Raw genomic sequence first — 21046 nt, 5'->3', positions numbered from 1 at the left:
TCCTGGGCGAGCTGCGCACCCTGTACCGCACCATCCGCGACATGGTGGCCCTGCTCGACAGCCGCTACCGCGCCCTGCAGCGCAGCGAGGAGCGCGTGCAGATGGCCACGGGCGCCGCCAGCATCGGCATCTGGGACTGGGACGTCACCAGCGACGCGCTGGAATGGGACGCGCAGATGTACGCGCAGTTCAAGGCCGATGCGCGCGGCGCCACGCCGGCGGCGGCCATCTGGCGCGCGGCGCTGGTATCGGACGACGTGCCGGCGGCCAAGGAAGCCCTGCGCGCCGCGCTGGGCGCCGGCCACGCCTTCACGCACGAGTACCGCATCCTGTGGCCCGATGGCGCCATCCGCTACATCAAGGCCGACGCCGTGATCTTCCGCGACGGGCAGGGCCGGCCCATGCGCCTGGTGGGCTCGAACTACGACATCACGGCGCACCGCGAGGCGGAACTGGAACTGCTGCGCCACCGCCACCACCTGGAAGAACTGGTGGCCGAGCGCACGGGCGCGCTGTCCGTGGCCGTCAGCCAGGCGCAGGCGGCGAACCGCGCCAAGAGCACCTTCCTGGCGAACATGAGCCACGAACTGCGCACGCCCTTGAATTCCGTGATCGGCTTTTCGCGCCTGATGGCCGCCTCGCCGAACATGCAGGACGATGAAAAACGCAACCTGGCCATCATCCACCGCTCTGGCAATCATCTGCTGACCTTGATCAATGAAATCCTCGACCTGTCGAAGGGCGAGGCGGGGCGGCTGCAGCCGCAGGCGGAAGTGGTGGCGCTGGCGCCGCTGCTGCAGGAAGTGATGGACATGCTGGGCATGCGCGCCGAGCAGCAGGGCCTGGCGCTGCAGCTCGACTGCGTGGCCGTGCCGGCGGCGGCGCTGCTCGACGCCACGCGCCTGCGCCAGGTGCTGCTGAACCTGATGTCGAACGCCGTCAAGTTCGCCGGCGGCGGCCGCATCACCCTGCGCGTGCGCGGCGAGCGGCTGCACGACGCGCAATGGCGCCTGTCCTTCGCCGTCAGCGACACGGGCATCGGCATCGCCGCCGCCGACCAGCAGCGCATCTTCGAGCCGTTCGTGCAGGCCGACAGCGCGGGGCCGAAGGACGGCACGGGCCTGGGCCTGGCCATTTCGCGCGAATTCGTGCAGCTGATGGGGGGCGAGCTGACGCTGGAGTCCGTGCCGGGGCAGGGCGCCACGTTCCGTTTCAGCATACCCGCGCAGGCGGCCCAGGCGCCGTCGCCGGCCTCGGTGCCGCCGGCCGTGCCGGCGCCGGCCGGGGCGCGGCCCATGCTGCAGGCGGGCGACCTGGCGCTGCTGGACCACGACGCGCGCGCGGCCCTGCTGGTGGCCCTGCGCGAATTGAACCTGGCCCGCGTGGCCTTGCTGCTGTCGGCGCTGCCGCCGGCGGCGGCGCCGCTGGTGCCGGGCTTGCAGGCCATGCTGGAGCAGCACCAGTACCGCCAGCTGTGCGCCCTGCTGGAAGCGGACGGCGCCCTGGCGGCGGTGTGAAAGTGTGGACGGCCAACATCGCTTTGGATAAAAAGGCCGCCAAACGGCCGGCGATGGATGGTGCTAAATTGCAATAAAGATTATGATGATGGTACGTAGTTCACTGCAAAGAAATGTCTTGTCCAGCGCGGCAACCGAGCGCCGCGCCTCATCCAAAGCTGAGAGAACTGCTACATGCACCGCGATTTTTCGGAAGTGAACTCGAAGGGCGAAGTACTGATCGTTGAAGATACGCCGGCCTCGCTGAAGCTGCTGAGCGATTTGCTCGGCGGCGCCGGCTATGCGGTGCGCCAGGCGCCGAACGGCGAACTGGCCCTATGGACGGCGCAGGCGCGTCCGCCGGAACTGATCCTGCTCGACGTGCGCATGCCGGGGCTGGACGGCTTTGAAGTGTGCCGGCGCCTGAAGGAGATTCCCGCCCTGCGCCAGGTGCCCGTGATTTTCCTGTCGGCGCAGTACGATACGGACGACAAGGTGCGCGGCTTTGCGCTGGGCGCCGTCGATTTCATCGCCAAGCCCTTCCAGGCCGAGGAAATCCTCGCCCGCACGGACGCCCACGTGCGCCTGGCGCGCGCGCAGCTGCAGCTGGCGCAGGAGCGCGCCAACCTGGAATGCCGCGTGGCCGAACGCACGGCGGAACTGGAGCAGGTGGCCAGCACCCTGGCGCGCGAAGTGCAGATGCGCCGCGCCAACGAGGAATTGCTGCTCCTGTCCGGCCAGGTCTTCGAGGCGACGCAGGACGCCATCCTGATCACCGATCCGGCCGGCGTCATCGTCACCGCCAATCCCGCATTTACGCGCATCACCGGCTACGCCGCGCAGGAAGTGGTGGGCACGGACATCATGCGCCTGCATGCCGAATACACGGGCGAAGCGGTGCTGCAGGCTATGCGCCAGGGCTTGCGCAGCAGCGGCTGCTGGTCGGGCGAAGTGCAGACGCGGCGCAAGAGCGGCGACACCTATCCCTGCCTGCTCAGCGTCTCCACCGTGCACGGCCCGGACGGCGCCGTCGTCAACTACGTGGGCGTCTTCCTCGATATCAGCGAGCGCAAGGCGGAGCAGCACCTGATCGATTTCCTCTCCTACCACGACGCCCTGACGGGCTTGCCGAATCGCGTGCTGATGCGCGAACGCTTCGAGCAGGCGCGCGCGCACGCCGCGCGCGACGGCCAGCAGGTGGTGCTGATGTGCCTGGACCTGGACCGCTTCAAGAACATCAACGATTCGCACGGCCAGGCCGTGGGCGACAAGGCGCTGCAGGTGGTGGCGCGCTTCCTCTCCGGCTGCGTGCGCGAGGGCGACACGGTGGCGCGCCAGGGCGGCGACGAATTCCAGATCCTGCTGCAGGACGATGCCCTGCTGGGGCGCACGCTGGCGCTGGCGCAAACCATCCTGGCCGGCCTGCGCGAGGAACTCAGCGTCGATGGCGAACGGCTGGCGCTGACCACCAGCATCGGCATCGCCATGTGCCCGGCCGACGGCGACAGCCTCGACGACGTGCTGCGCCACGCCGACACGGCCCTCGTGCGCGCCAAGGAAATGGGGCGCGACCATTACGCCTTTTTCACGGAGCGCATGGGCAGCGACATCCGCGCCCGCCTGGCCATGCAGCAGCAGCTGCGCGGCGCCATCGGCCGCGATGAATTCGAGGTGCATTACCAGCCGCAGATATGCTTGCGCACGGGCGCCATGCTGGGCGCCGAAGCCCTGCTGCGCTGGGATAATCCCGTGCTGGGCAAGGTGCCGCCAGGCCTGTTCATCGCCCTGGCCGAGGAGTACGGCTCCATCACGGCCATCGGCGAGTGGGTGCTGGAAAGCGTGTGCGCGCAGATCCGCGCCTGGCACGATGCGGGCCTGGGCAGCATCAAGGTGGCCGTCAACCTGTCGGGCAAGCAGTTCGCGCAGGACCGCACGGTGCCCTTCGTCGAGGCGGCCCTGCGCAAGTATGGCATCGCGCCCGCCTGCCTGGGCATCGAGATCACGGAAAGCACGGTGATGGGCGACCCGGACAAGGCGGTGGCGGCCCTGACGCGCCTGAAGGACATCGGCGTGGGTATTTCGCTCGACGACTTCGGCACGGGCTATTCCAGCCTGGGCTACCTGAAGCGCTTTCCCATCGACGTGCTGAAGATCGACAAATCCTTCGTCGACGACGTTACCACCAGCAGCAGCGACGCGGCCATCGCCCGCTCCGTCATCTCGCTGGCGCACAACCTGGACATGCGCGTCATCGCCGAAGGCGTGGAGACGCGCGCGCAGGTGGATTTCCTGACGGAGCACGGCTGCGACGAGATGCAGGGCTATTACTTCAGCCGTCCCCTGCCGGCGGACGCCTTCACGGCGCTGCTGCGCGAAAAAAGGATGCTGGCGCTGGCGTGAGCGGGTATGCTGGCTCTTTTTCTTTTGGGCAAGTATTCCGTGAAAAGACTGATTCCCGCGCTCCTCGGCGCATGCATGCTGTTCAGCGGCCCCGTCCTGGCTGCCGCCGCCGCACCCGCCACCGCGTTGCCTGCGGGCGCCGCCGGCCAGTTTCAGCAGATTTACAGCGCCGAATGGCAATGGCGCCAGGAGCAGAAGCGCGACGCCGGCCTGCCGCGCGTGGACGCCGCCACGCAGGAGGCGCGGCGCGCCTACTGGGAGCGCGTGCTGGCGCAGCTCGACGCGCTCGACGCGGCCAGCCTGCAGGGCGAGGATGGCGTCAATTTTGCCGTCTACCGCGCGCAGGTGGCAGCCTTGCTGGCGGCGCAGCAGTTCCGCGAATACGAGCGGCCCCTCAATGCCGACACGGCTTTCTGGAACGAGCTGGCATACGCGGCCCGCAAGCCGCGCCGCACCGGCGCCGACTACCGCGCCTACCTCGCGCAGCTCAATGACGTGCCGCGCTATTTCGGCGAGCAGATGGAGAATATGCGCGCCGGCCTGCGGCGCGGTTTCACTCCGCCCCGCGTGACCCTGGCCGGGCGGGAGCAGGCGCTGGCCGAAGTGGCCCACGCGGCCGATGCGCGCGCCACCCTGTACTACCAGCCCTTCCTGCAGCTGCCGGCCAGCATGACCGAGCAGGAGCAGTCGGCCCTGCGCGCGGGGGCCGTGCAAGCCATCCGCGACGCCGTCATGCCGGCCTTCGGCGAGCTGCTGGCCTTCATGCGCGACGAGTACATTCCCGGCGCGGGCACGACCCTGGCGGCGGAACGCCTGCCCGATGGCAAGGCCTACTACCAGTCGAAGATCACGGAATTCACCACCACGGCCCTGAGCGCGGCGCAGATCCATGCCATCGGCCTGCGGGAGATGGCGCAGATCCGCGCCGAGATGGATGCCACCATCGCCAAGACGGGCTTCCAGGGCGACTTTGCCGCCTTCCTGCAATTCTTGCGCAGCGATCCGCAGTTCTATGCGCGCACGCCGCAGGAGCTGCTGATGCGTTCGGCCTGGGTGGCGAAGAAGTTCGATGCCAAGGCGGCGCAGTATTTCGGCTACCTGCCGCGCCAGCGCTTTGCCATCATCCCCGTGCCGGACGAGCAGGCGCCCCATTACACGTCGGGCCGCGGCGGGCCGGGCGTCTACCTGGTCAACACCTATGACTTGCCGTCGCGCCCCCTGTACAGCATGCCGGCGCTGACCCTGCACGAATCGGCGCCCGGCCATGCCTTCCAGATGCCGGTGGCGCTGGAGCAGAAGGGGCGGCCGGCCTTCCGCCGCGCCTACATCTCCGCGTATGGCGAAGGCTGGGCCCTGTACTGCGAGCGCCTCGGCGCCGAGATGGGCATCTACGAGAATGCCTATGAAACCTTCGGCATGCTCAGCTACCAGGCCTGGCGCGCCGCGCGCCTGGTGGTCGACACGGGCATCCATGCGCAGGACTGGACGCGCGCGCAGGCGCAGGCCTACCTGCACGCGAACACGGCCCTGTCCGCGCATGAAATCGAGACGGAGGTGGACCGCTACATTTCCTGGCCGGGCCAGGCGCTGTCGTATTACCTGGGCGAGATGGCCATCCTCGACGGCCGCCGCAAGGCGGAAACGGCGCTGGGCGAGCGCTTCGACATCCGCGCCTTCCACGACATGGTGCTGGAAATGGGGTCCGTGCCGCTGCCCGTGCTGGAGCGGCGCATCGACGGCTTCATCGCCGATGGCGGCAAGAGTCCCTACCTGGCGGCGCCGTGACGGTGTAGCGGTGTAGCGCACGCCACACGGCCAGTGCACCAAGGTGGTGCGCTGGCCGCGCGCTGCTCAGGCACTTGTGACTTTGAAGTGCACGATTCTCACTTTCCCATCCCTTGACGGTGCGCCGCGCCGTCCAATACGGGCTTCCTTCGTGACTGGCACATTTTCTGCTTTGTTGATCGTTATTTACACGATCGCAGCGCATGCCAGACAGTCTCCCCCTCGCAAGGCTTCCCGATGCCGGCGCGCACAGCGCCTGGCAGGCGGAGCTGCGCCTGGGCTTTGCGCTGCACGATGGCGTCAGCCGCCTCGTCGAGCGCACCCACAGCGGTCCCCTGCGCGTGCAAAAGCCCCTGTATCCGGAAGGCGATGGCGTCTGCCACGCCATCATCATCCACCCGCCCGGCGGCGTGGTGGGCGGCGACCAGCTGGCCGTGCATGCGACGGCGGGCGAGGGTGCGCATGCCTTGCTCACCTCCCCCGGCGCCGCCAAGTGGTACCGCGCCAACGGCCACGTCTCGGGCCAGCACGTCGTGCTGCGCGCGGGCAGCGGCGCCGCCATCGAGTGGCTGCCGCAGGAGAGCATCTTCTTCGACCAGGCCTGCGTGCGCCTGCGCCACGAGGTGGAGCTGGCGGCCGACGCCAGCTACATCGGCTGCGACATCGTCTGCCTGGGCCGCAGCGCCTCGGGCGAGACGTTTAACACGGGCAGCATCAGCCAGCACGTGCAGATCCGCCGCGGCGGCAGGCTGCTGTGGTGGGAACAGGGCGTGCTGGCGGCCGGCGGGGCGCTGATGGCCAGCCCCCTGGGCCTAGGGGGGCATACGGTGTGCGCCACCCTGATCGCCGTCGGCGCGTCCGCGGCCCCCGCCGTGGTGGCCGCCTTGCGCGAGATCAAGGTGCCGGCCGGCGCCCTGTTTGGCGCCACGCAGATGAAATCGCTGGTGGTGGTACGCCTGCTGTGCGGCGACAGCGAGGCCGCGCGCCGCATCATGCTGGCCGCCTGGCAGCTGCTGCGCCCCGCCATGCTGGGACGCGCCGCCGTCGTGCCCCGCATCTGGAACACTTAATCAGGAAAGAAGCGCAAGGAAAACCATGGACCTGACACCCCGCGAAAAAGACAAGCTGCTCATTTTTACCGCCGCGCTGCTGGCCGAACGGCGCCTGGCGCGCGGCCTGAAGCTCAATTACCCGGAAGCGGTGGCCCTGATCAGCGCCGCCATCATGGAAGGCGCGCGCGACGGCAAGTCCGTGGCGCAGCTGATGTCGGAGGGCACGCAGATCCTGTCGCGCGCCGACGTCATGGACGGCATCGCCGAGATGATCCCCGACATCCAGGTGGAGGCGACGTTCCCGGACGGCAGCAAGCTGGTGACCGTGCACCACCCGATACCGTAGTTTTTCGAGCGGCCAGGGCGCCACCCGCGCCTTGGCTGTTTTTGCGCCGGCGATCCGCCGGCCAGCGACCAGCGCATAGAAGAAGGAAACCATCATGACACCAGGCGAATACAGATTGGAAGAGGGCGAAATCAGCCTCAATGCGGGCCGCGCCACGGCCACCGTGGTGGTGGCCAACCGGGGCGACCGGCCCATCCAGGTGGGCTCGCACTTCCACTTTTTCGAAGTCAATCCGGCGCTGGCCTTCGAGCGCTGGCGCGCCTACGGCATGCGCCTCAATATCACGGCCGGCACGGCCGTGCGCTTCGAGCCGGGCCAGCAGCGCACGGTGGAACTGGTGGCGCTGGCGGGCGAGCGCAAGGTCTTCGGCTTCAATGGCGAAGTGATGGGCGAATTGCAGGATACTCCACCGGGAAAGGATTGAGATGGCCAGCATTCCCCGCAGCGCGTACGCCGAGATGTTCGGCCCCACCAAGGGCGACCGCATCCGCCTGGCCGACACGGAACTGTTCATCGAGATCGAGCATGACTACGCCATCTACGGCGAGGAAGTGAAGTTCGGCGGCGGCAAGGTGATCCGCGACGGCATGGGCCAGTCGCAGCGCTGCGCGGCCGAGGTGATGGATACCGTCATCACGAATGCCGTGATCCTCGACCACTGGGGCATCGTGAAGGCGGACATCGGCCTGAAAAACGGCCTGATCTTCGGCATCGGCAAGGCGGGCAACCCGGATATCCAGCCCGGCGTCACGCTCGCCATCGGCGGCGCCACCGAGATCATTGCCGGCGAAGGCATGATCGTCACGGCCGGCGGCGTCGACACGCACATCCACTTCATCTGCCCGCAGCAGATCGAGGAAGCCCTGATGAGCGGCGTGACGACCATGCTGGGCGGCGGCACGGGGCCGGCCGTCGGCACGGCCGCCACCACCTGCACGCCGGGGCCGTGGCATCTGCACGCCATGCTGGCGGCGGCCGACGCCTTTCCCATGAACCTGGGCTTCATGGGCAAAGGTAACGTGAGCCTGCCGCTGCCGCTGGAAGAGCAGGTGCGCGCGGGCGCCATCGGCCTGAAGCTGCACGAGGACTGGGGCAGCACCCCGGCCGCCATCGACAATTGCCTGTCGGTGGCCGACCGCATGGATATCCAGGTGGCGCTGCACAGCGATACCCTCAACGAGGGCGGCTTTCTGGAGCATACCCTGGCCGCGTTCAAGGACCGCACCATCCACACGTTTCACACGGAAGGGGCGGGTGGCGGCCATGCGCCGGACATCATCGCCGCCGTGGGGCAAGCCAACGTGCTGCCCTCGTCGACCAATCCCACGCGCCCGTTCACCGTCAACACGCTCGACGAGCACCTGGACATGCTGATGGTGTGCCACCACCTGGACCCGGCCATCGCGGAAGACGTGGCCTTTGCCGAATCGCGCATCCGCCGCGAAACCATCGCCGCGGAAGACATCCTGCACGACATCGGCGCCATTTCCATGATGTCGTCCGATTCGCAAGCCATGGGGCGGGTTGGCGAAGTGATCATGCGCACCTGGCAGACGGCGCACAAGATGAAGGTGCAGCGGGGCGCCCTGGCGCCGGACACGGCGCGCAGCGACAATTTCCGCGCCAAACGCTATATCGCCAAGTACACGATCAACCCGGCCATCACGCACGGGATATCGCACGTGGTCGGCTCCATCGAAGCGGGCAAGATCGCCGACATCGTGCTGTGGAAGCCCGCCTTCTTCGGCGTCAAGCCGTCGATGATACTCAAGGGCGGCATGATCGCCGCGGCGCAGATGGGCGACCCGAACGCCTCGATTCCCACGCCGCAGCCCGTGCACTACCGCATGATGTTCGGCGCCTTCGGCGGCGGCCTGAAAAAGTCGTTTACCTTCGTCTCGCAGGCGGCCTACGAGCTCGATATCGGCCACCAGCTGAAACTGAACAAATCCGTCATCGCCGTGAAAAACATGCGTGGCCTGCGCAAGCACGACATGATCCACAACAGCGCCACGCCGCACATGGAAGTGGACCCCGAAACCTACGCCGTGCGCGCCGACGGCCAGCTGCTCGTATGCGAGGCGGCATCCGTGCTGCCCATGGCGCAGCGCTATTTTCTATTTTAGGCAGGAGACATCATGCTCACCTTACATACCAAACTGGCGGCGGACGATGGCCGCCCGCCCGTCGCACAACTCGTGCTGCCCTATGACCAGCGCGAAAAATGCCGGCTGCGCGCCGTGCTGTCGAATGGCGAGGAGGTGGCCGTGTTTACCGTGCGCGGCACGGTGCTGCGCGACGGCGAGCGCATGACGGGCCCGGAAGGCGCGGTGGTGCAGATCGTCGCCGCGCGCGAACCCACCTACCTGGTGCGCTGCGCGGACGCCCACACCCTGCTGCGCTGCGCTTTTCATTTGGGGAACCGCCATACGCAGGCGCAGGTGGGCGACGGCTTTCTGCGCATCCGCAAGGACCCGGTATTGAAGGAGATGCTGGAAGGCTTGCAGGCATTGGTGACGGAAGAAAGCGCGCCGTTCGAGCCCGAGGCGGGCGCCTATGGCGGCGGCCACGGCCACCACGACGGCCATGGCCAGCACTTGCTGGCGCCCGTGCCGCTGCGGCAGAAAATCCACCGCCCCGGTGATACGCCGGGCGCCGCATGATGCAGGCGTCGGCCCTGCTGCATCTGCTGCAGTTCGCCAGCCCGGCCTTGCCGATCGGCGCCTACAGCTATTCGCAGGGACTGGAGGCGGCGCTCGAATCCGGCCTGGTACATGACGCGGCCACGGCGCGCGCGTGGATCGCCGGGCATCTGGCGCAGGTGGTGGCGCGCTGGGAGGCGCCCCTGTGCTGGCGTTTGATGCAGGCGTTCGAAGACCAGGACCTGTGCGCCGTGCAGCGCTGGAGCGAGCGCTTGATCGCTTCGCGCGACACGGCGGAATTTCGCGCCGAGACCATCCAGATGGGCTATTCGCTGACCAAATTGCTGGCCGAACTGGGCGTGGCCGACGGTGTCCTGATTGACATGCTGCAGGGCCAGCCGGAGGTGGCCTTGCCCACCGCGTATGCCTGCGCCGTGGCGGCGCTGGCCATCCCGCGCGAAGAGGCGCTGCTGGCCATGCTGTTCGCCTGGGCGGAAAACCAGGTGCTCGTGTGCGTGAAATCCGTGCCGCTGGGGCAGGTGGCGGGCCAGCGCCTGCTGCTGTCGCTGCGCCCTGATCTGGAAGCGGCGGCGCTGACGGCGCAAACCTTGCACGACGACGAAATGGGCAACTGGGCGCCCGGCCTGTCCTTGCTGTCGATGCGGCACGAAGTGCAGTACAGCCGCCTGTACCGTTCCTGAACCTGACAATGAGAGACCATATATGACTTCAATTACCTCCAATCCCCTGCGCGTGGGCATCGGCGGCCCCGTCGGCTCGGGCAAGACGGCCCTGTGCGAAATGCTGTGCAAGGGCATGCGCGAACGCTACGACATGGCCGTCATCACGAACGACATCTACACCAAGGAAGACATGGAAATCCTGCTGCGCGCCGATGCCTTGCCGGCCGAGCGCCTGATGGGCGTGGAGACGGGCGGCTGCCCGCACACGGCCATCCGCGAAGACGCGTCCATCAACCTGGAAGCCATCGCCCGCATGCAGGCGGACTTTCCCGACCTCGATTTGATCCTGGTCGAATCGGGCGGGGACAATCTGGCTGCCACCTTCAGCCCGGAACTGTCGGACCTGACGATTTACGTGATCGACGTGGCCGGCGGCGAAAAAATCCCGCGCAAGGGCGGCCCCGGCATTACGCGTTCCGATTTGCTTATTATCAACAAGACGGACCTGGCACCGTATGTGGGCGCCAACCTGGATGTGATGGGGCAGGACGCCAAACGCATGCGTGGCGAGCGCCCCTTCGTGTTTACCAACCTGCGCAGCGGCGATGGCGTGCAGGTGGTGATCGATTTTATCCGCGAGCAAGGTTTGCTCGACCAACCCGGCAAGGAGCTGCAATGAGCGCAAGACTGATGCAACAGACAGCCGCCGTGGCGGCGCTGTGCCTGCTGGCCTTGCCGGCCATGGCCCATCCCGGCCATGGCGACGGCGCCGGCTTCCTGGCCGGCCTGGCCCACCCGTTCACGGGCATCGACCATTTGCTGGCCATGCTGGGCGTGGGCATCTGGGGCGGCCAGCAGCGCCGCGGCCTGGCCCAGCCCGCCACCTTTCTCGGCATGATGCTGTTTGGTGCGCTGGCCGGCATGGCGGGCTTGACGGTGCCGGGGCTGGAAACAGGCATCGCCGCCACGGTGGTGCTGGTGGGACTGGCCATCGCGCTGGCGCTGGCCGTGCCGAACTGGCTGGCCGTGGGCCTGGTGGGGATCTTTGCGCTGGCGCATGGGAATGCGCATGGTCAGGAATTGCCGGCTGCCGCTGCCGCCTTGGGCTTCATGCTGGCCTCGGCCATCCTGCTGTTTGCGGGCCGCTTCATCGGTCAGGTGCTGGCAGAGCGCGTGCTGCGCCTGGCCGGCGTGGCCCTGGCCGCCGCCGGGGTCGTGCTGATGGGAATGAATTAACCGGGCTTGCGTTCGGACAGCACGATGGGCGCCGCGTTTTCCGGGTGCAAGCCCTGGTGGCCCGCATACACGGCGGCAATGGCGGCCATGTCGGCCTCCTTGTCGCCCGTCAGGTACAAATGGTCGACGACGCCCAGCACCTTGTTCGGGTAGTCGATGTAGACGAGCAGCAGCGGGACCTTGGCGGCCAGCGCCAGGTGGTAAAAGCCGCTCTTCCAGTTGGGGCGGTAGCTGCGCGTCGCCTCGGGCGTGATGGCCAGCCAGTACCAGTCGGCCGCCTGCATGCGTTCGGCCTGGCGCTGGATGGTGCCGCTGGTGGTGCTGCGGTCGACGGGCTCGCCGCCCAGGTAGCGCAGCACCTTGCCCAGCGGACCGCGGAACAGCGAATCCTTGGCCAGCCAGCGGAATGGCAGGGCCAGCGCCCATTTGCCGAACAGGCCCACCATGAAATCCCAGTTCGACGTGTGCGGGTAGACGACGGCGATGCCGCGCGGACCGGGCAGGGGGCGAAAGCGCATGCGCCAGCCGAACAGGTGCAGCACCCGCAGCGCGCAGCGCTGGTGCCAGGTCGGCAAATCGCCCGCTTGTACAAATAAATCGTCCATGGATACCCTTTAGTGATGTGCGTGTCTCTGTTTTTATATGATGGCGCTGGTGGCCATTTTCTTTGCGGCAAAAATTCTGCGCAGGCATTCTATACGGGGCTGACGGTGGCGACAAGCAGCCGAGGCCGCTATTTATGCGGTGCCGGGGCTAGTGATGCTGCCATTTTAACCATGCTTGCTCACAATGCGGGGCACTAAATGCGCGCCGTGTGGTCAAAATGGGATGCAGTGCTAACCCGCTGGATATGGAGCCATAGCATGAAAAACCGCATCGATGCAGCAAGTGGGGACAAGGACGGGGATGATAGTGGGGACAATGTCAGGATGGACAAGGTGATGGCCGAGCTCGTCGAGCGCGGCGTTGCTTTCCATCACGCCCTGGGCAGGACAGTCGCGACGGCCTACCTGCGCGAACACGCCGTGCCGGCCGAGGTGATACACCGCGTCTTCAGCAGCGCGCAGGCGCGCCGGCCGGCCCGTCCGGCGCGGCGGCGCTGGCGTTAAGCCTGGCGGCCAGCCGTCGGCAAGCAAAAACGGCGGGCGCCGCGATGGTCACGCAGCCAGCTGCGATTGCATCGTTGCGCCCGCCGTCAGGGAGGCAGGAGCGGCCCGGCCCGGTGCTGCCCGGGTGCCGCTCAGTTCCCGCTCAGTTCCCGCTCAGGCCCAGCTCAGGCCCAGCTCAGGCCCAGCTCAGGCAACGCTCAAGCCTGCGCGAGGGCGGGATAGTCCGTGTAGCCGCTTGCATCGGGCGCGTACAGGGTATCCGGGTTCAGCGGGTTCAAGGGCGCGTCGCTGCGCAGGCGCACCGGCAGGTCCGGGTTGGCGATGAACCATAGGCCAAAGGCCACGGCATCGGCTTCGCCCTTGGCCAGCAGGGCTTCGGCCGCCGCCTTGTCCATTTTCTCGTTGGCGATGTAGACGCCGCCGAATTCCTGTTTCAGGTAAGGCCCCAGGCGGTCTTCGCCCAGCGCTTCGCGCGCGCAGATGAAGGCGATGCCGCGCTTGCCCAGTTCGCGGGCCACGTAGCCGAAGGTGGCGCGCGGATTGGAATCGCCCATGTCGTGCGCATCGCGGCGCGGCGCCAGGTGCATGCCCACCTTGTCCGCGCCCCAGACTTCGATGCATGCGTCCGTCACTTCCAGCATCAGGCGGGCACGGTTTTCAATGGAGCCGCCGTAGTTGTCGGTGCGCAAGTTCGTGCTGTCTTGCAGGAACTGGTCGAGCAGGTAGCCGTTGGCGCCGTGGATTTCCACGCCGTCGAAGCCCGCTTTTTTCGCATTTTCGGCGCCCAGGCGGTACGCCGCCACGATGCCGGGAATCTCTTCCGTGTCCAGCGCGCGCGGCGTGACGAATTCCTGTTTCGGACGCACCAGGCTCACGTGGCCGGCCGGCTTGACGGCGCTCGGTGCCACGGGCAAGTCGCCGTCGAGGAACACGGGCGCGGAAATGCGGCCCACGTGCCACAGTTGCAGCACGATCAGGCCGCCCGCGTCATGCACGGCCTTGGTGATATGTTTCCAGCCTTCCACCTGCTCGTCGGACCAGATGCCCGGCGTGTCGGCATAGCCCACGCCCTGCGGCGTGACGGCCGTCGCTTCCGAAATGATCATGCCGGCCGAGGTGCGCTGCGCGTAGTACTCGGCCATCAGGGCGTTGGGCACGCGGCCCGGATTGCCGGCACGCGAACGGGTCAGCGGCGCCATGATGATGCGGTTTTTCAGTTGCAGGCTGCCAATGGTGATGGGGTCGAATAAGGTTGTCATGATTGTTATCTTTCCTGTCGAGAGTGCCGCGAACGGCGATATGGATGGGGCTGCTGTTACAAACCTTGCTGCATGTGCTCCAGAAACGCCTGAATGGTGTCTTCATTGCGCTTGAAGAAACTCCATTGGCCAACTTTTCTGGCGGAAATCAAGCCGGCCTTCTGCAAGGTGGCCAGGTGGGCCGAGACCGTCGATTGCGACAGGTCCAGCTTGCGGTCGATCAATCCCGCACAGACGCCAAAGTCGAGCGGATGGTCTTGCTGGGCGAAATGCTGCTCCGGTTCCTTCAGCCATTGCAGGATCTGCCGCCGCACGGGATTGGCCAGCGCCTTGTGGATGGCGTCGATATCCATGGTGTTTCTCCTGATCGATGTTCGTCTGTAGGCGATATATGTATCGTCTTTTTTGAATTTCAATATCGGTATATTACGATATAAGTGGAAAACGTGCCGGCGCGTGGATTTTTCAGGGAAGGCGGGCGCCGGGCGGCCGCCAGGGCCGCCCCGGCAGGATCAAGAAAAGTGGAACAACAGCAGGGCGAGGACGGCAGGCACGGTCTGCAAATAGAGGATGCGCGTCATGACGGTGGCCGCGCCCCACAGGCCCGCCACGGCGATGCACGCCAGGCCGAACACGGTGAAGGCATGGGCGATGGCGGCGTCGGGATGGAAAAAGCCCAGTGCCAGCGCGGCGACGAGAAAGCCGTTGTAGCAGCCCTGGTTGGACATGGCGGGGCGCACGATGTCCGCTTTTTCCTTGCTCAGGCCGAAGACCTTGCGGCCGCGCGACTCGAACAGGACGGTTTCCAGCAGCACGATGTACACGTGCAGCAGCAGGATGAGGGCGGTGAGGATCTGGGCCAGTAGCAGCATCGTCGTTCCTGAAAGTGAGTGGTATAGCAATTATGCTGCCACGAGCATGTTTGCCGGCAACTTTTGATTAGAGCGGCCGCACTAGCGATAGTGTGCTTGCGGCAAGACTTTTCACCCGATGGTATACTTTTGCCTTTGCTCCAGCGGGGACGACCCCGCTCGATGACGGGGCTGCATGGCGGGGACGACCCTGCCGCCTCGGGAGAAAAGTGATGGCGTGGATCATTCTGGTATTGGCGGGCTTGCTGGAAATCGGCTGGGCCATCGGCCTCAAGTACAGCGCCGGCTTTACCCGCCTCGTGCCTTCCGTGCTGACGGCTGTTTCCATGGTGGGCAGCGTGGTGATGCTGGGCCTGGCCCTGCGCACCTTACCGCTGGGCACGGCGTACGCCATCTGGACGGGCATCGGCACCGTGGGTACGGCCATCTTCGGCATCATGGTGCTGGGCGAGCCGGCCAGCGCCGCGCGCATCGCCTGCATCGCCCTGATCGTGTCCGGTATCCTGGGCTTGAAACTGCTCAGCCCTCAGTAACGCTTTTTTGACGCGCCCTGCGCCGCCGTGTCGCCAGCATGATCTGGCGGCGGACGGGCAGGGCCTGCTTGTTTTCCTGCCTTGAAAGGATGGCCGCATGAGCCTTGCCATGACGTATTGCTACCTGGCTATCGCCATCATCGCCGAAGTCATCGCCACCAGCGCCCTGAAGGCGTCCGAGGGCTTCAGCCGCTTGTGGCCCAGCGTCATCACCGTGATCGGCTATGCCATCGCTTTCTGGTGCCTGTCGCTGACCCTGAAGGTCATTCCCACCGGCATCGTGTATGCGATCTGGTCCGGCGTGGGCATCGTCCTCATTTCCGCCGTCGGCTGGTTCTGGTTCAAGCAGAGCCTGGACGCGCCGGCCTTGATCGGCCTGGGGCTGATCATTGCCGGCGTGCTGGTGATTAACCTGTTCTCCAAGTCCGTCGGGCATTGATCAGAAGCTGCTGGCCACGCGCGCCAGGTAGTACCACTCCGCATTGGCTTGCGCGTTGACGTCCGGGAAGAGGATGTAGGCATCGAACTCGGCCGTCACGGGCGTGCCGTCCGCGCGCACGCCGATCTGCTCGCCCTGTTTGACCTTGTCAAAGCTGGACCAGGTCTTGATGAAGCGGTCGTCCGCGTGCAGCTTGTCGTGCACGACGACCATGTTCAGCGCTTCCATGTCGGCGTCCGCGATGGGCTCCGGTTGCGGCGCGTCAATGAAACCCAGGAAGGCGAGGGTGTTCATGATGGCGCGGTAAGCGACGTCCGGTGCGGCCGGGTCCGCATGCTGGCCGCATTCCAGGGTCAGCGCATAGCCGCCCGTCGAACGCATGTATTCCGTCGTGCCCACGCCATAGCGCAGGACGAGGCCCACCTGGTCGCTATTGCCCAGGCGGCGCTGCACGCCCTGGCCGTAGGCATGCAGCCAGCCGTCGACGAAGCGGCGCACGCCCAGGCGGCGCGCCAGCGCGCGTTCCTTCTCTTCATGTTGAAAAGGTTGCAGCGGGCCGTCGTTGTTGCGCGGTCCGACCATGACGAAAGGCTGGCTGTCGGCATTGAACGAGTGCAAATCCAGCAGCACGTCGTGCTGGCCCAGCAGCGGACACAGCCAGTTGGCGATGCGGTCTTCGAAATCCTGCGGATTGTCGTTCGGGAACAGGTTGCGGTTCAGGTTGCGGTCGCCGCTGCGCACGCCCTTGGCATAGGCCAGCGGGTTGGTGATGGGCACGAAGGTGACGCTGCCGGCCACGATGGCGAGGGCGCCGCTGTCGAGTTCAGCCATCACGCGGTGGATGCCCTTGGTGCCGCAGGTTTCATTGCCGTGCACGGCGCCCGTGACGATCAGGCGCGGGCCGCTGCCCTGGCCCGTGTAGTTGATGGACTTGAAGTGAAGTGCGCTGCTCATGCTGGACATATCCTATGCTGTATCAGGGAAGGGAAAGCGGGGTCGGCATATTTTAGCGGGATTCCCGGGGCGCACCCGTAAAAATGTGGCCATGGCAGGGTGCGCCATGGCATGATCGGCGCCACCGTTGTTTTTCCTTGCCGATTCCATGTCCAGTTCGTCCCATTCTTCCCGCCTGTACGGCCTCGATACCCTGCGCGCGCTGGCCATCGTGCTCGTGTTCATGAACCATTATTTGCTGTTCGTCAGCGACGGTGGCGCCTTTGGTTTCTGGGGAGAGATCGGCTGGGCGGGCGTGGACCTGTTCTTTGCCCTCAGCGGCTATCTGATCGGCAACCAGATTTTCGCGGCCCTGCGCAGCGAACACGGTTTTTCCTTGTCCCGCTTCTATGCGCGCCGCTTCCTGCGCACCTTGCCCAATTTCTATGTCGTGCTGGCCCTGTATTACTTGTGGCCCGCGTTTCGCGGCGACAGCGCGCTGCTGCCGCTGTGGAAATTCCTGACCTTCACGCAAAACATCAACCTGACGCCGGGCACGGCGTTTTCGCATGCCTGGTCCTTGTGCGTGGAAGAGCAGTTCTACGTGCTGCTGCCGGCCGTGGCGCTGGCGATCGCCGCCTGCCGCAAGTCCCTGCTGTGGGCGTGGGTGGCCGTGGGCGCCAGCTTGATCGCGGGCATGCTGGTGCGCGCTTATCTGTGGGAGGAATATGTGCACGTGCCGCGCAGCGGCCTCGGCTATTACAAGTACATCTACTATGCCTCGTGGTGCCGCTTCGACGAGCTGGTGGCGGGCGTGGCGCTGGCCTTGCTGAAGAACTGGCATCCGGCCGCCTGGGCGCGCCTGACGGCATTCGGCAACCGTACCTTGCTGGCCGGAATCGCCGGCACGGCCCTGCTGTTCTACGTATTTCTGAGCGATCACTACGGCTACTGGGTGACGGTGTTCGGCTATCCGGGGCTGGCCGTCAGTTTCAGCATGCTGCTGATCGCGGCGCTGAGTCCGGGCAGCGTGCTGTACCAGGTGCGCGTGCCGGGCGCGGCCAGCCTGGCCCTGTGGTCGTATGCGATCTATTTGCTGCACAAGCAGGTGTGCATCGTGCTGCGGCCGATGTTGCAGGACCTGGGCCATGGGCCGGATGGTGCGCCGGCGATACTGGTCAGCATTGCTGTCAGCATCGCCACGGGCTGGCTCCTATATAGAGTGGTGGAAACGCCGTTCATGCGCCTGCGGGCGCGCTACGTGCCCGCCAATCATGCCTGACGGCTATATGTCGATCACATCGAGTCCGCGTGGCGTACCCACCAGCAATTCCAGGATGGCATGCACGCGCAGGTTCGTATCTTCCTGCTGCGTGTTGTAGATCAGGGTGCGCAGGCCGGGCACGGCTTCTGCGATGTGCTCGCTGGCGTAGGCATTGATCAATAACAAGACCAGGTCCGTGGCGCCGGCGCCGGGCTGGCGCCGCAGGCGGTCGTGGATCACGCCCAGCAGCGCGCGCTGCATGCGCGGCGTGGGATTGGTGATGTAGGCGAAGACGCTCGGCGTGTTGGCGATGGCCGTGCAGATGCGCCGCTCCATCTCGTCCGGCTTCACGTCGGAAGCGATATCGAAATACGCGGCTTCCCAGCGCGTGCGCGCATACGGGTGGCCGGGCGGGAAGGAGTCGGCCGTTTCAAAACCGCAGATGCGGCTCAGGGTTTTCAGCCAGGTTAATAAGGTGGAGTTCATGCCCCGATTCTAGCGGCATTCCAGGTGCCCCGGGCCTACTCTATATAAAGGAGGCTGACGCCCGGGAAAATGATTAAAGTTTCCTGTAAAAGAGCCCTTGTCATTCTGGGAAAGCCTCTCTATAATGCTGGTCTTCGGGGCGGTTAGTTCAGCTGGTTAGAATACTTGGTCGACATCCAAGGGGTCGGGGATTCGAATTCCTCACCGCCCACCAGAATTTTGCAGTAGATGGTTTTTTAAGCTGGCGCAAGCCGCAAGCGGTCATTTGAAATACAATGATCAACAAAAGTTTTACGGGCGGTTAGTTCAGCTGGTTAGAATACTTGGTCGACATCCAAGGGGTCGGGGATTCGAATTCCTCACCGCCCACCAGAATGCAGTTAGAGAGAAAGGTAAAACCGGTTATGACACCGCGAACTACTACCAAGCTTTGGGAGTGACGCTAGTCGAACGGGTTTCCTTTGTCTCAAAAAAGTGAAAAACGCGGCTAGTCCGCGTTTTTTTGCGTCTGCGTTTTCCTTTCAGTTTTTCAGTCCACACCATTCATTGCAGTTTTACCTGGCGCCAGCGCCGATATGGAGATCAATATGCTTACAATCCGACTTCCCGATGGTTCCGCCCGTCAATTTGACGGCCCGGTCACCGTGGCCCAGGTTGCGGCCAATATTGGTACCGGCCTGGCCAAGGCTGCCCTGGCGGGCAAGGTCGATGGCAAGCTGGTCGATACTTCCTATCTGATCGAGCAAGACGCCGAGCTGGCGATTGTCACGGACAAGGATGCCGACGGCCTGGAAGTGATCCGTCACTCCACGGCCCACTTGCTGGCGTACGCCGTCAAGGAATTGTTCCCGGAAGCGCAAGTGACCATCGGTCCCGTGATCGACAACGGCTTCTACTATGACTTCGCCTACAAGCGCCCGTTCACGCCGGAAGACCTGGTGGCGATCGAAAAGAAAATGGCGGAGCTGGCCAAGAAGGATGAGCAAGTCACGCGCAAGGTCGTCGCGCGCGATGAAGCCATCGAATACTTCAAGGGCATCGGCGAAGCGTACAAGGCGGAATTGATCGGCTCGATCCCGGCCGACCAGGAAGTGTCGCTGTATTCCGAAGGCAAGTTCACGGACTTGTGCCGCGGCCCCCACGTGCCATCGACGGGCAAGCTGAAAGTGTTCAAGCTGATGAAGCTGGCCGGCGCCTACTGGCGCGGCGACTCGAAGAACGAGATGCTGCAGCGTATCTACGGCACGGCCTGGGCCAAGAAGGAAGACCAGGAACTGTACCTGCACAACCTGGAAGAGGCGGAAAAACGCGATCACCGCAAGCTGGGCAAGCAGCTGGACTTCTTCCATTTCCAGGAAGAAGCGCCGGGCCTGATCTTCTGGCATCCGAAAGGCTGGTCGATCTGGCAACAGGTCGAGCAATACATGCGCAATGTCTACCAGGTCAATGGTTATCAGGAAGTCAAGGCGCCGCAAATCCTCGACCGTGGCCTGTGGGAAAAAACGGGTCACTGGGACAATTACCGTGAAAACATGTTCATCACGGAATCGGAAAACCGCGCCTACGCCCTGAAGCCGATGAATTGCCCTGGTCACGTGCAGATTTTTAACAACGGCATGCGCAGCTACCGCGACTTGCCATTGCGCTACGGCGAGTTCGGCCAATGCCACCGCAACGAGCCGTCGGGCGCCTTGCACGGCATGATGCGCGTGCGCGGCTTCACGCAGGATGACGGCCACATCTTCTGTACGGAAGAGCAGATCGCCGCCGAAGTGACGGCTTTCCACCAGCAGGCGATGGACGTCTACACGGCCTTCGGTTTTACCAATATCGACGTGAAGCTGGCCTTGCGTCCGGATAGCCGCATCGGTACGGAAGAATCGTGGGACAAGGCGGAAGAATCGCTGCGTTCGGCCCTGCGCGCCTGTGGCGTGGAGTGGACGGAATTGCCGGGCGAGGGTGCGTTCTACGGTCCGAAGATCGAATATCACTTGAAGGACAGCCTGGGCCGCGCATGGCAAGTGGGCACCGTGCAGATCGATCCATCGATGCCGGGCCGTCTGGGTGCGGAATACGTGGCCGTGGACAACACGCGCCAGGTGCCCATCATGCTGCACCGCGCGATCGTCGGTTCGCTGGAACGTTTCATCGGCATCCTGATCGAACACTACGCGGGCGCCATGCCGTTGTGGTTGTCGCCAGTACAAGTGTCGGTGTTGAATATTTCCGACGCTCAAGCTGATTATGTACAAGAAGTAACAACAAAACTGCGCAAAGCGGGGCTGCGCGTACAGGCTGATTTGCGTAACGAGAAGATTACCTATAAAATACGTGAACATTCCGTACAAAAATTGCCTTACATCTTAGTAATTGGCGACAAAGAACGGGATGCCAATACGGTGGCCGTGCGGGCGCGGGGCAATGTCGATCTGGGCGTGATGTCCGTCGATGCCCTGATAGAGCGACTCAAACATGAAGTCGACACCAAGGCCTGACGAGGAAACTCGCTGC

At 64.9% G+C, this 21046-nt stretch carries 22 protein-coding genes and 2 tRNA genes; 18 read left to right on the top strand and 6 right to left on the bottom strand.

Annotation, left to right across the window (positions count from 1 at the left end):
• From EBS11_RS21715 to EBS11_RS21665, 11 genes are all read left to right on the top strand, one after another.
• Positions 1-1517: ATP-binding protein (locus tag EBS11_RS21715; RefSeq protein ID WP_290606298.1), on the top strand; the 1517-nt coding region annotated here is incomplete at its 5' end.
• 174 nt (positions 1518-1691) lie between these two features.
• Positions 1692-3896, top strand: a complete 2205-nt coding sequence (locus EBS11_RS21710) for an EAL domain-containing protein (RefSeq protein ID WP_290606296.1) — start codon at positions 1692-1694, stop codon at positions 3894-3896.
• Positions 3897-3935: 39 nt separating this feature from the next.
• Positions 3936-5681: a DUF885 family protein gene (locus EBS11_RS21705; RefSeq protein WP_290606294.1), complete on the top strand. Its 1746-nt coding sequence runs from the start codon at positions 3936-3938 to the stop codon at positions 5679-5681.
• Positions 5682-5884: 203 nt separating this feature from the next.
• Positions 5885-6751, top strand: coding sequence for an urease accessory protein UreD (locus EBS11_RS21700; protein WP_290606292.1), 867 nt, complete (start codon positions 5885-5887; stop codon positions 6749-6751).
• A 25-nt stretch (positions 6752-6776) separates the two neighbouring features.
• A complete protein-coding gene (locus EBS11_RS21695) occupies positions 6777-7079 on the top strand; it encodes an urease subunit gamma (RefSeq protein WP_290606290.1) in 303 nt (100 codons plus the stop codon).
• Between the two features lie 94 nt (positions 7080-7173).
• Complete coding sequence (locus EBS11_RS21690) at positions 7174-7503, top strand: urease subunit beta (RefSeq protein WP_290606288.1); 330 nt, start codon at positions 7174-7176, stop codon at positions 7501-7503.
• Between the two features lies 1 nt (position 7504).
• Positions 7505-9205, top strand: coding sequence for an urease subunit alpha (gene ureC / locus EBS11_RS21685; RefSeq protein ID WP_290606287.1), 1701 nt, complete (start codon positions 7505-7507; stop codon positions 9203-9205).
• Between the two features lie 12 nt (positions 9206-9217).
• A complete protein-coding gene (ureE, locus tag EBS11_RS21680) occupies positions 9218-9742 on the top strand; it encodes an urease accessory protein UreE (RefSeq protein ID WP_290606286.1) in 525 nt (174 codons plus the stop codon).
• Complete coding sequence (locus EBS11_RS21675) at positions 9742-10422, top strand: urease accessory protein UreF (RefSeq protein ID WP_290606307.1); 681 nt, start codon at positions 9742-9744, stop codon at positions 10420-10422. The genes ureE and EBS11_RS21675 overlap by 1 nt, the downstream gene beginning before the upstream one ends.
• Before the next feature lie 22 nt (positions 10423-10444).
• Positions 10445-11083 (top strand): urease accessory protein UreG, encoded by a 639-nt coding sequence (ureG, locus tag EBS11_RS21670; protein WP_290606285.1) that lies wholly within the window; start codon positions 10445-10447, stop codon positions 11081-11083.
• 11 nt (positions 11084-11094) lie between these two features.
• Positions 11095-11640, top strand: coding sequence for a HupE/UreJ family protein (locus EBS11_RS21665; RefSeq protein ID WP_290606284.1), 546 nt, complete (start codon positions 11095-11097; stop codon positions 11638-11640).
• Here EBS11_RS21665 and EBS11_RS21660 read toward each other — a convergent pair.
• Entirely contained in the window at positions 11637-12245 is a 609-nt protein-coding gene (locus EBS11_RS21660) for a 1-acyl-sn-glycerol-3-phosphate acyltransferase (protein ID WP_290606283.1), read from the bottom strand. The two genes, EBS11_RS21665 and EBS11_RS21660, sit on opposite strands and share 4 nt — an antisense overlap.
• 258 nt (positions 12246-12503) lie before the next feature.
• Between EBS11_RS21660 and EBS11_RS21655 the strand changes: the two genes are divergently transcribed.
• Positions 12504-12749, top strand: a complete 246-nt coding sequence (locus tag EBS11_RS21655; RefSeq protein ID WP_290606282.1) for a hypothetical protein — start codon at positions 12504-12506, stop codon at positions 12747-12749.
• Between the two features lie 197 nt (positions 12750-12946).
• On the opposite strand, the gene EBS11_RS21650 is transcribed toward EBS11_RS21655, so the two are convergent.
• The 3 genes from EBS11_RS21650 to EBS11_RS21640 all read right to left on the bottom strand — a co-directional run bounded on the left by EBS11_RS21650 (position 12947) and on the right by EBS11_RS21640 (position 14880).
• Entirely contained in the window at positions 12947-14008 is a 1062-nt protein-coding gene (locus EBS11_RS21650) for an alkene reductase (RefSeq protein WP_290606281.1), read from the bottom strand.
• 56 nt (positions 14009-14064) lie between these two features.
• A complete protein-coding gene (locus EBS11_RS21645; RefSeq protein ID WP_290606280.1) occupies positions 14065-14361 on the bottom strand; it encodes a helix-turn-helix transcriptional regulator in 297 nt (98 codons plus the stop codon).
• A gap of 159 nt (positions 14362-14520) precedes the next feature.
• Complete coding sequence (locus EBS11_RS21640) at positions 14521-14880, bottom strand: DUF1304 domain-containing protein (protein WP_290606279.1); 360 nt, start codon at positions 14878-14880, stop codon at positions 14521-14523.
• Between the two features lie 212 nt (positions 14881-15092).
• Here EBS11_RS21640 and sugE point away from each other — a divergent pair, with 212 nt between their 5' ends.
• Both sugE and EBS11_RS21630 read left to right on the top strand, forming a co-directional pair.
• On the top strand, positions 15093-15413 hold the full coding sequence (sugE, locus tag EBS11_RS21635; RefSeq protein WP_046684095.1) for a quaternary ammonium compound efflux SMR transporter SugE: 321 nt from the start codon (positions 15093-15095) through the stop codon (positions 15411-15413).
• Between the two features lie 109 nt (positions 15414-15522).
• Positions 15523-15852 carry an SMR family transporter gene (locus EBS11_RS21630; RefSeq protein ID WP_290606305.1) on the top strand — a complete coding sequence of 110 codons (330 nt, stop codon included), beginning with the start codon at positions 15523-15525 and terminating at the stop codon, positions 15850-15852.
• Here EBS11_RS21630 and EBS11_RS21625 read toward each other — a convergent pair whose 3' ends face one another.
• Positions 15853-16806: a succinylglutamate desuccinylase/aspartoacylase family protein gene (locus EBS11_RS21625; protein ID WP_290606278.1), complete on the bottom strand. Its 954-nt coding sequence runs from the start codon at positions 16804-16806 to the stop codon at positions 15853-15855.
• 148 nt (positions 16807-16954) lie between these two features.
• Between EBS11_RS21625 and EBS11_RS21620 the strand changes: the two genes are divergently transcribed.
• The gene (locus tag EBS11_RS21620) at positions 16955-18067 is read left to right on the top strand and encodes an acyltransferase (RefSeq protein ID WP_290606276.1); all 1113 of its coding nucleotides are present in this window, start codon (positions 16955-16957) and stop codon (positions 18065-18067) included.
• A gap of 3 nt (positions 18068-18070) precedes the next feature.
• Here the strand turns inward: EBS11_RS21620 and EBS11_RS21615 are convergent, their stop codons facing one another.
• The gene (locus EBS11_RS21615; RefSeq protein WP_290606274.1) at positions 18071-18535 is read right to left on the bottom strand and encodes a hypothetical protein; all 465 of its coding nucleotides are present in this window, start codon (positions 18533-18535) and stop codon (positions 18071-18073) included.
• Between the two features lie 137 nt (positions 18536-18672).
• Here EBS11_RS21615 and EBS11_RS21610 point away from each other — a divergent pair.
• The 3 genes from EBS11_RS21610 (at position 18673) to thrS (ending at position 21030) form a co-directional block, all read left to right on the top strand.
• A tRNA-Val gene (locus EBS11_RS21610) sits at positions 18673-18749 on the top strand.
• An 81-nt stretch (positions 18750-18830) separates the two neighbouring features.
• Positions 18831-18907, top strand: a tRNA-Val gene (locus EBS11_RS21605).
• A gap of 215 nt (positions 18908-19122) precedes the next feature.
• Positions 19123-21030, top strand: a complete 1908-nt coding sequence (gene thrS, locus EBS11_RS21600; protein WP_131373107.1) for a threonine--tRNA ligase — start codon at positions 19123-19125, stop codon at positions 21028-21030.
• Positions 21031-21046 lie beyond the last annotated feature (16 nt).

Origin of the sequence: Janthinobacterium sp. (genome assembly GCF_009923995.1) — a bacterium.
Taxonomy (GTDB): domain Bacteria; phylum Pseudomonadota; class Gammaproteobacteria; order Burkholderiales; family Burkholderiaceae_D; genus Janthinobacterium.
This window is presented reverse-complemented; position numbering and strand designations above follow the sequence as displayed.

What these genes read in the sequence shown, in the direction of transcription:
- ureG (WP_290606285.1), top strand. Translation starts at nt 10,445, where the DNA reads ATGACTTCAATTACCTCCAATCCCCTGCGCGTGGGCATCGGCGGCCCC.
- EBS11_RS21640 (WP_290606279.1), bottom strand. Translation starts at nt 14,880, where the DNA reads ATGCTGCTACTGGCCCAGATCCTCACCGCCCTCATCCTGCTGCTGCAC.
- ureC (WP_290606287.1), top strand. Translation starts at nt 7,505, where the DNA reads ATGGCCAGCATTCCCCGCAGCGCGTACGCCGAGATGTTCGGCCCCACC.
- ureE (WP_290606286.1), top strand. Translation starts at nt 9,218, where the DNA reads ATGCTCACCTTACATACCAAACTGGCGGCGGACGATGGCCGCCCGCCC.
- EBS11_RS21690 (WP_290606288.1), top strand. Translation starts at nt 7,174, where the DNA reads ATGACACCAGGCGAATACAGATTGGAAGAGGGCGAAATCAGCCTCAAT.
- EBS11_RS21645 (WP_290606280.1), bottom strand. Translation starts at nt 14,361, where the DNA reads ATGGATATCGACGCCATCCACAAGGCGCTGGCCAATCCCGTGCGGCGG.
- EBS11_RS21695 (WP_290606290.1), top strand. Translation starts at nt 6,777, where the DNA reads ATGGACCTGACACCCCGCGAAAAAGACAAGCTGCTCATTTTTACCGCC.
- thrS (WP_131373107.1), top strand. Translation starts at nt 19,123, where the DNA reads ATGCTTACAATCCGACTTCCCGATGGTTCCGCCCGTCAATTTGACGGC.
- EBS11_RS21625 (WP_290606278.1), bottom strand. Translation starts at nt 16,806, where the DNA reads ATGAGCAGCGCACTTCACTTCAAGTCCATCAACTACACGGGCCAGGGC.
- EBS11_RS21660 (WP_290606283.1), bottom strand. Translation starts at nt 12,245, where the DNA reads ATGGACGATTTATTTGTACAAGCGGGCGATTTGCCGACCTGGCACCAG.
- EBS11_RS21710 (WP_290606296.1), top strand. Translation starts at nt 1,692, where the DNA reads ATGCACCGCGATTTTTCGGAAGTGAACTCGAAGGGCGAAGTACTGATC.
- EBS11_RS21655 (WP_290606282.1), top strand. Translation starts at nt 12,504, where the DNA reads ATGAAAAACCGCATCGATGCAGCAAGTGGGGACAAGGACGGGGATGAT.
- sugE (WP_046684095.1), top strand. Translation starts at nt 15,093, where the DNA reads ATGGCGTGGATCATTCTGGTATTGGCGGGCTTGCTGGAAATCGGCTGG.
- EBS11_RS21700 (WP_290606292.1), top strand. Translation starts at nt 5,885, where the DNA reads ATGCCAGACAGTCTCCCCCTCGCAAGGCTTCCCGATGCCGGCGCGCAC.
- EBS11_RS21615 (WP_290606274.1), bottom strand. Translation starts at nt 18,535, where the DNA reads ATGAACTCCACCTTATTAACCTGGCTGAAAACCCTGAGCCGCATCTGC.
- EBS11_RS21630 (WP_290606305.1), top strand. Translation starts at nt 15,523, where the DNA reads ATGACGTATTGCTACCTGGCTATCGCCATCATCGCCGAAGTCATCGCC.
- EBS11_RS21675 (WP_290606307.1), top strand. Translation starts at nt 9,742, where the DNA reads ATGCAGGCGTCGGCCCTGCTGCATCTGCTGCAGTTCGCCAGCCCGGCC.
- EBS11_RS21650 (WP_290606281.1), bottom strand. Translation starts at nt 14,008, where the DNA reads ATGACAACCTTATTCGACCCCATCACCATTGGCAGCCTGCAACTGAAA.
- EBS11_RS21620 (WP_290606276.1), top strand. Translation starts at nt 16,955, where the DNA reads ATGTCCAGTTCGTCCCATTCTTCCCGCCTGTACGGCCTCGATACCCTG.
- EBS11_RS21665 (WP_290606284.1), top strand. Translation starts at nt 11,095, where the DNA reads ATGCAACAGACAGCCGCCGTGGCGGCGCTGTGCCTGCTGGCCTTGCCG.